General features: G+C 66.9%; 8 protein-coding genes. 3 read left to right on the top strand and 5 right to left on the bottom strand.

The window, feature by feature from the left end; all coding sequences use genetic code 11:
- The 4 genes from V5A20_RS11770 to tatA all read right to left on the bottom strand — a co-directional run.
- Nucleotides 1–1,256, bottom strand: a 1,256-nt coding sequence (locus V5A20_RS11770; RefSeq protein WP_332327407.1) for an NAD(P)-dependent oxidoreductase, incomplete at its 3' end; no start/stop codon positions are given.
- Between the two features lie 204 nt (nt 1,257–1,460).
- Nucleotides 1,461–2,327, bottom strand: a complete 867-nt coding sequence (gene sucD / locus V5A20_RS11765) for a succinate--CoA ligase subunit alpha (protein WP_332316461.1) — start codon at nt 2,325–2,327, stop codon at nt 1,461–1,463.
- A 195-nt stretch (nt 2,328–2,522) separates the two neighbouring features.
- Nucleotides 2,523–4,073 carry an amidase family protein gene (locus V5A20_RS11760; RefSeq protein ID WP_332316460.1) on the bottom strand — a complete coding sequence of 517 codons (1,551 nt, stop codon included), beginning with the start codon at nt 4,071–4,073 and terminating at the stop codon, nt 2,523–2,525.
- Nucleotides 4,074–4,267: 194 nt separating this feature from the next.
- The gene (gene tatA / locus V5A20_RS11755) at nt 4,268–4,627 is read right to left on the bottom strand and encodes a Sec-independent protein translocase subunit TatA/TatB (protein WP_332316459.1); all 360 of its coding nucleotides are present in this window, start codon (nt 4,625–4,627) and stop codon (nt 4,268–4,270) included.
- 305 nt (nt 4,628–4,932) lie between these two features.
- Here tatA and add point away from each other — a divergent pair, with 305 nt between their 5' ends.
- Together add and aroA are read left to right on the top strand one after the other, a co-directional pair.
- On the top strand, nt 4,933–6,018 hold the full coding sequence (gene add / locus V5A20_RS11750; RefSeq protein WP_332316458.1) for an adenosine deaminase: 1,086 nt from the start codon (nt 4,933–4,935) through the stop codon (nt 6,016–6,018).
- A 148-nt stretch (nt 6,019–6,166) separates the two neighbouring features.
- On the top strand, nt 6,167–7,456 hold the full coding sequence (gene aroA, locus V5A20_RS11745; RefSeq protein ID WP_332327406.1) for a 3-phosphoshikimate 1-carboxyvinyltransferase: 1,290 nt from the start codon (nt 6,167–6,169) through the stop codon (nt 7,454–7,456).
- A 109-nt stretch (nt 7,457–7,565) separates the two neighbouring features.
- On the opposite strand, the gene V5A20_RS11740 is transcribed toward aroA, so the two are convergent.
- Nucleotides 7,566–7,865, bottom strand: a complete 300-nt coding sequence (locus V5A20_RS11740; protein WP_332316456.1) for a putative quinol monooxygenase — start codon at nt 7,863–7,865, stop codon at nt 7,566–7,568.
- A gap of 211 nt (nt 7,866–8,076) precedes the next feature.
- On the opposite strand from V5A20_RS11740, the gene V5A20_RS11735 reads away from it, so the two are divergent.
- On the top strand, nt 8,077–8,298 hold a 222-nt coding region (locus tag V5A20_RS11735; protein ID WP_332327405.1), incomplete at its 3' end, for a hypothetical protein.

Here is an 8,298-nt window from a genome sequence, read left to right as displayed (position 1 = left end):
CCCTCAAGCTGGTCGTCGCTCAGGGGCTGGTCAATCGCGTTCACGTCGTAGGCGATGCCGAGGCTGGGGAAGTCGCGGTGGCTCGACTGGAGGTTGCTGGCGCCGGCCTCGTAGATGCTGTCGTCGATGGCCTTCTTCGTCCCGCGCACGTCGCTGTGCACCACGGCCAACGTCCAGTGGGGCACCTCGGCGTTTACGCCAATCGTGTGCCCCTGCCCAAAGACGGTGTCGCGGACGGTGCCCTGCGTGTTGAGGAGGCGCGTGGAGGTGGCCATGCGCGAGGCGATGCGGGGCTGGGCCTCCTGCGTGGCCGCGCCAATGTGGGGGGTGGTGAAGACGTTGTCCATCTCGGCGTACGGGTTGGTCCAGTCCTCGTCGGCGCTTCCGGGCTCCTCGGGGAAGACGTCGACCGCCGCGGCGCGCACGTACCCCTCGTCGATGGCGCGCTTTAGGTCGGCCGGGTCGTAGAGAAAGCCGCGGGCCGCGTTGATGAACGCGCGCGGGCTGTTGTCGGGCCGGTTCGCGCCGAGCTGGCGGAAGTGGCTGTAGTCGAGCAGGCCCTCATTGGGCTGGCCCTGCGGGTCCTCCGCCGAGACGTGCACCGTGACGAAGTCGCCCTTTTGAAAGGCCTCCGACAGGCTGGAGCAGGCCGTCCAGCCCAGCGTGGTGCCCACCTCGTGCGCCACGTCCGACTCGTCGTAGAAGCAAATGTCCATCCCAAACGCGTCGGCCAGGCGGGCCAGCTGCTTGCCGATGTTGCCGAGCCCAATGATGGAGAGGGTCTTGTCCATCAACTCGTAGCGGCGGGTGCTGTCCTTCGTCCACAGGTGCCGGCGCCCGGTCTCGTTGGCGGTAAAGAGCCGACGGGCCAGCACGACCATCTCGCCCATCACCATCTCCACGACCGAGCGGCCGTTGCTCACCGGATCGTTGAGCACCAGCACGCCCTCGTCGGCGCAGGCCTGCTTGTCGACCGTGTCGTCGCCGATGCAGCACAGCATGATGGCCGCCAGGTTGTCGGAGGCCTGGACCACGTCCTCGTCGACGACGAACTTGCTCCGCTTGTAGATGAGGTCGTGCTGGCCCTCGCGCAGCCGTGCCACCATGGCCGCCTGGTCGTAGCACTCCGGCTTGGGCACGCGCTCCGGCTCGATGCCCTGCTCGCGCAGCAGCGTGTCGAGGCTGGGGTCCGGCTCTTCGAGGATGAGGGCCTTTTCGAAATGGTCGCGCAGGAGGCGCGTCTCCGAGAGCTCCATGGCACACGGTGGGGAGGATGAGAAAAACTGACGGTCAACCGCTCGGGCGTACGAGAAGAGCGTTTCCGAAGTGCAGGACCCGTCCGTAAAAAACGAGCCAAGTCTCGGGCGGGTACAAAAAAGAGGCCGCCGGGGACAGCATCCGGCGGCACGTTGCTCGAAGGGACGATCCGCGCGAAGAGACTGTCGCGGAGGAGCGGCTGTCTAGAGGGCCTCCCTCACCGCCGCCCCGATCAGGGCCGGGTTTTTGACGACCGTGGCGCCCGCCTCCTCGAGCGCCTGAAACTTGGCCTCGGCCGTGCCGGAGCCCCCGGACACGATCGCGCCGGCATGGCCCATGCGGCGCCCCGGCGGGGCCGTGCGGCCCGCGATGAAGCCGAAGACGGGCGTGTCCATGTGGTCGTGAATATAGCGGGCGGCCTCCTGCTCGTCGGTCCCTCCAATCTCGCCGATCAGGACGATGCCGTCCGTGTCGGGGTCGTCCTCGAACAGCTCGAGGGCGTCGATAAAGCGGGTGCCAATGACCGGGTCGCCCCCAATGCCAACCGCCGTGCTCTGCCCGAAGCCCGCCCGGGTGATCTGGTCGACGGCCTCGTAGGTGAGGGTCCCCGAGCGCGAGATGATGCCGATGGTGCCGGGCTCAAAAATCATGGCCGGCATGATGCCCACCTTCGCCTCCCCCGGCGTAATGGCGCCCGGGCAGTTGGGGCCGATGAGGTGAGCGCCTTTCTTTTTGACGTAGTGGTAGGTCGGCTTCATGTCCGCCACCGGGATGCCCTCCGTGATGCAGGCGATGACCTCGACGCCCGCGTCGGCCGCCTCCTGGATGGCGTCGGCCGCGAAGGGGGGCGGCACGAAGATGATGGACGTGTTGGCGTTCTCGTGCGCCACCGCCTCGGCGACGGTGTCGTAGACCGGTGTATCGAGGTGGGTCTGCCCGCCCTTGCCGGGGGTCACGCCGGCCACCACGTGGGTGCCGTAGTCGAGCATCTGTTCGGCGTGGAAGGTGCCCTCCGAGCCCGTGAAGCCCTGCACCACTACGCGCGTGTCATCGTCGACGAGAATACTCATGCGTTTGGACGTTTGGAATGTGGAGGTGTGACGGAGAAGTGGAGGGTGCACGATCGCCCCATGATTGCACGTTGTAGCCTAAGGAGTGCTCAAAACAACCACCAGATCTGTGGACGAAAAACAATCCAAAACCAGGGCGTGAAACGTGAGGAGGGATGCGTGAGAGGGGAGGGTCACGAGTCACGTTTTCACGAATCACGGGCCGTCCATGATCGCCTCGCCGACGCGCAGGAGCAGCGCCTCGTCGAAGTGGGGGCCGAGGAGCTGCAGGCCCACGGGCAGGCCGGGCGTGTGGGGGTGTTCCCCGATGGGCACCGTAAGGCCGGGCAGGCCCGCCAGGTTGGCCGTCACGGTGTAGATGTCGTTGAGGTACATTTCGAGCGGGTCGTCCGTCTTTTCGCCAAGCCGAAAGGGCGGCGTGGGGGTTGTGGGGGTGATGAGCGCGTCGACGTCCTCGAAGGCCTGGTCGAAGTCGTGGCGGATCAGGGTGCGCACGCGCTGGGCCTTCTCGTAATACTTGTCGTAGTAGCCGGCGGAGAGGGCGTAGGTGCCCAGCATGATGCGGCGCTTCACCTCGTCGCCGAAGCCTTCGGTGCGGGTGCGGGTGTAAAGGGCGTCGAGGGTGCTCTGCTCCTCGTCGAGCTGCGCTTCGAGGTCGTCCACGCGGGCCTCGTCGCCCTGCGTGCGGGCGGCGGCGAGCTTCTCCTTGAGCTCCCCACGGCGCTCCTGAACGGCCTGCTTCGTCTCTTGCAGGTCGGCCCGGTGGCCGTAGCGGATGCCGTCGTAGCGGGCGAGGTTGCTGGAGGCCTCGGCGGTGGCGATGAGGTAGTAGGTGGCCACGCCGTATTCGGTGTGGGGCAGTGACACCTCGTCGACGGTCGCGCCGGCATCTTCGAGGCGGTCCACCTGGTCCTGGACCATGCGGCGGATGTCGTCGTCGAGCCCCTCGGCGAAGTATTCCTCAGGAAGCCCGAGGCGAAGGCCCTCCACGCCGTCGCCCAGGGCGGCCGTGTAATCGGGCACCTCGACCGGCGCGCTGGTCGAGTCGCGCTCGTCCTCGCCCGCGATGACGTTCAGGAGCGTCGCTGCGTCCTCTACGCTGCGGGTCAGCGGCCCGATCACGTCGAGCGACGAGGCAAACGCCACGAGCCCGGACCGGCTCACGCGGCCGTAGGTGGGCTTGAGGCCCACGGTGCCGCAGAAGGCGGCCGGCTGGCGCACCGAGCCGCCGGTGTCGCTGCCGAGGGCGGCGTGGCACATCCCGGCGGCCACCGCCGCGGCCGACCCGCCCGACGACCCGCCCGGTACGTACTCGGGGGCGTGCGGGTTGCGCACCGGGCCGAAGTGCGAGGTCTCGTTCGACGACCCCATCGCAAACTCATCACAGTTCGTCTTGCCGATAAAGATGGCCCCGGCGTCGCGCAGGCGATCGATCACCGTTGCGTCGTAGAGCGAGGAGAAGTCCTCAAGCATCTTCGACCCGCAGGTGACCGGGTAGCCGCGGATGCAAATGTTGTCCTTGACCGCCAGGACGAGGCCGGCCAAGGGACGCGGGTTGCCCCGCTCCCGCTGGCTGTCGAGGTAGCGGGCGTGGTTGAGGGCCCCGTCCCGGTCGACGGTCGTGAACGCGTTGATCTCGTCGTCCCGGTCGTCGATCCGCTCCAAAAAAGAAGAGACCATGGCTTCGCAGCTGGTCTCTCCGGCGTCGAGGGCGCGACGGGCGTCGGCAAATGTCGGGTACTCCATGCGTGGACGGGAAGAGTTCTGCGGAGAAGGGAGTACGGTGTGAGGAGGGAAGCGACGTAGGCAGGGTCCGGGGCGGGGGGGTGCGTGAAGGGGACTGCCCTGACCCTGGGCCAAGTCGCGAGAGCGGGAATTGACGGGGCAACGTACAGCCCGTCAAGGCTGCGAAGCCCGAGAGGCAACTCAAATGTCAGACTCTAGGAGGGCTCTTTCTCCTGCTCCTGCGCGCTTGAGTCGGCGGCGTCGGAGGACTGGGATCCGTCGGTCGAGGATCCGCCCGCAGCGGGCTCTGCGGAGCGCTCGGAGGGCTGTCCCTGTGCGCGCTGTTTCTGGTCCTGGCGGGGCTGGGGAGTGCCCTGCTCCGGCGCCTGCGGCTGGTTGATCTGCCGATCCTGGCTTTCGTTCTCGATCTCGCGGGAGATCTCATTCGTCGCATTTTTGAACTCGCGGATGCCCTTGCCAATTCCACGCGCAATCTCGGGGATCCGCTTCGCCCCGAACACGAGGAGCAGAACCAGGAAAATAATAATAAGCTCGGGAAAGCCAATGCCGCCCATGGGGATATCGAATAGGTGAGAAGGAGGGGAAGGGGCGAGCCGATCCCGCCTGGCGGGGGCTTGAGGGGGGACGCCAAGCGTTGTTGCCCGTGAATCCGCCGGCCCGCAGCAGGTGACAGCGCAAACGAGGCGGGGGAATGGGGGTTCCAGGCGATGTGGCCTCTGACAAGATGGGGCCGCTCCCTGAAACAGCCGCCCGGGCGGTCATGTATCGGAGGAAAACTTTTTGCGCCGTACGAGCGCCTCCCCCGGTCTGGGGGACGGCAATGCTCGTCTCTTCTTTCGTTTCCCACCACCGCGTGCCGATGTCTTCGACGACTGCCCCCGACGCCACGACGCTGACCCAGGACGACATTCGACGCTGGCCGAAGGCCGAGCTGCACTGCCACCTCGACGGGTCGGTGCGGCTGGAGACGATGCTCGACCTGGCGAAGCAGCAGGGCAAGATGAACGTGCTTCCCGCCGACAGCGTGGAGGGGCTCCGCGACGAGCTTCGGCAGGTGGAGGCGTCCGGGACCCTGGAGGCCTACCTCGCGTGGTTCGACTACACGATTCCGCTGCTCCAGACCCGAGAGGCGCTCCGCCGCTCCGCCTACGAGCTTGCGGCCGACAACGCGGCGGAAAACGTGCGGTACCTAGAGGTGCGGTACTCCCCCATTCTGCACGTCGAGGAGGACCTGTCTCTGGAGGCCGTCAACGATGCGGTGCTCGACGGCCTCACACGGGCGGAGCAGGACCTCAACATCACGACCTCGCTCATCATTTGTGGGCTCCGCGACCGATTTGAGAGCGCGTCGATGCGGCTCGCGGAGCTGGCCGTCGAGTACCAGCACGAGGGCGTCGTGGCGTTCGACCTCGCGGGGGGCGAGGCGGGAAATCCGCCGAAGGGACACCTCCACGCGTTCTACCGGGCCCGCAACAACCTCCTCAACCTCACGATCCATGCCGGGGAGGACTGGGGCCCCGACTCCATCCGCCAGGCGCTCTTCTACTGCGGCGCCCACCGCATCGGGCACGGCATCTCGCTGCGCAAGGACCCGGAGCTGATGCAGTACTTTGCCGACCACCGCATTCCGCTCGAGATCTGCCCCACCAGCAACGTGGACACGCAGGCGGTGCCGAGCCTGGAGGCCCACCCGATCGAGACGTACGTGCGCTCCAACATTCCGGTGACCGTAAACACGGACAACCGCCTCTTCAGCCGCACCTCCGTGACGAAAGAGCTCTGGCGCGTCTACCAGCACTGCAACCTGGAGGCGCACCACCTCCGCGAGATTGCCCTGAATGGATTCCGCTACGCGTTCCTGCCGTACCAGCACAAGCAAGACGTGCTCCGGTCCGTCACGGAGGAGTTCCCGCTGGAAGAGACCCGGGAGACCCCGCTGTGGTAGCGAGGACACGGGCATGGAAGTGGAACCCCCCCGTTCAACGCCCCCAAGTGTTGAGGACCTCCAACGTGTCCGTCGACGGATTGTCGGGGCGCGTCCTGTTGCCTATCATGCAGCACATTCGCCCTCCGCTCTCACCGCCGTGCCGCCCATGGTTCAGACGATCAACCAAGCCGCCTCACTGCGCGGCACCGTCTCCCTGCCCGCCGACAAGTCCATCTCGCACCGCTCGGCCATCCTGTCGGCCCTCGGGGACGGCCGCTCTCGCGTCTACAACTTTCCCAACTCGGCCGATCCGCAGTCGACGCTCGACTGTGTGCGCACCCTCGGCATCGAGGCCGGGCGGAACGACGAAGGGGTGCTCGCGATCGACGGCCGCGGGCTGGGGGGCTTGCACCCGCCGAGCGAGCCGCTCGACTGTGGCAACTCCGGCACCACCATGCGCCTCCTCACCGGAGTGATGGCGGGGCAGGAGTTCGGCAGTGTGCTCACCGGGGACGAGTCCCTGCAGCAGCGGCCCATGGAGCGCATTGCCGATCCCTTAAAGGCCATGGGGGCGCGCATCAATCTCCGAAGTGGCCACGCGCCCATCCGCGTTCGCCCCCAGCAGGGAGGGCTGCGGCCGCTCGAGTACCGCCTGCCCGTGGCCTCGGCCCAGGTCAAGTCGTGCGTCCTGCTGGCCGGGCTGTATGCGTCGGGGCGCACCGTCGTCATCGAGACGACCCCGTCGCGAGACCACACCGAGCGCATGTTGGGCCTGGAGGTAGAAGAGGTGGGCGGCGAGCGGCACATCATCGTGGAAGAGGGCCATACCGTGCCGGCGGTCGACTGGTCGGTGCCCGGCGATTTCTCGGGGGCGGCCTTCTTTCTGGTGGCCGGCACGCTGGTGCCCGACAGCGAGCTGCACCTCGACGACGTGGGCCTGAACCCGTCGCGCACGGCCCTGCTCGACGTGCTGGACGGGATGGGGGCCGACATCACCGTCGAGAACGAGCGGGTGCAGGGCAGCGAGCCGGTGGGCGACATTACCGTCCGCTCCGCCGAGCTGTCCGGCATCGACGTCGGTGGGACCCTCATCCCCAACCTGATCGATGAGATCCCGGTGATTGCTGTGGCCGCGGCCTGTGCAAACGGCCGCACCGAGATCCGGGACGCGGAGGAGCTACGGGTGAAGGAGACCGACCGCCTCCACGCCATGGCGCAAAACCTGGAGGCCCTGGGGGCCACGGTGCAAGAGCGGGAGGACGGCCTCATCATCGACGGCAACGGGCCCAATCTGCTGGGGGCCGCGGTCCAGAGCCACGACGACCACCGCATTGCGATGGCGATGGGCGTGGCCGGCCTCGTGGCGCACGGCACCACCACCATCGCCGATGCCGAGTGCGCTCGCGTGTCGTTCCCGGGCTTCTGGGATGAGCTCTCGCGTGTGTCGGTGGCTTGAGGGAGATGGGGGTGGGAGGCCAACAGCTTGGACAGGGACGAACGCGGAGCCCCAATGGTCCGTCACAATTCGCAGGGAACCACTGTCGAGCCCCTGGCCTGCCCCCTGACTACTTGGCCGCCAGGACGTCTACGTGCTCGATCTGGGGCGGCTCTTCGAGAAGCTCGTCGGCCCGGTCCATTAGGGCCGCGGCGATCTCGCCGTCGAGGTGCGCCTGTCGGCCGTCCTCCCCCGCAAAGGTGTCGAAGATGCCGAAGGTGGTGTCGTCGATTTGCAGGGCGTACCAGGAAATGGTTTTTTCTTCGGCCTCCGCGAGGGGAAGGGCGTCTTTGAGAAATGTGCGGACCTCCTCCACCTTGTCGGGCTTGGCGTGGAGGCGAGCGAGAAGAGAGGTTTGTTCGTCGGCCATGGGGCTACAGGAACGGGTTCGGAAGAAAAAAGCGTCGATGGACATGACTGCCCAATCACGCTCTGATACTCTTCGGGGCGTGGCCGTATTCCGGGACAGGCGTTACCATCCCCCAACATCTGACGGCTCCGGTGAAACCCCCCGAACGTTTTTCCGGGCCGCAGCATACCTGTCCGTTACGTATTTGCGTCGTACATTGCAAACCAGTTCCATGAGGCCCCGAGGCTCCGGGTCGGAAGGGGCGCGTCCGCTCACCGACCGGGAAGAAGAAATTGCTCGTCGTGTTCGCCAGGCCCTCCACCTGCCGTCGTCCATGTCGGAACAGGAGGTGGCGCAGCGATTCCGGGGCAGCGTCGCGTGGCGACGGGCGCGTCTGGGGCTGACGGGCGAAAATCTGCGCGGCTGGCTCGCCAATGCGATCCGCCCCGTCTGG

Origin of the sequence: Salinibacter sp. (assembly GCF_036626415.1) — a bacterium.
Classification (GTDB): Bacteria; Bacteroidota; Rhodothermia; order Rhodothermales; family Salinibacteraceae; genus Salinibacter.
This window is presented reverse-complemented; position numbering and strand designations above follow the sequence as displayed.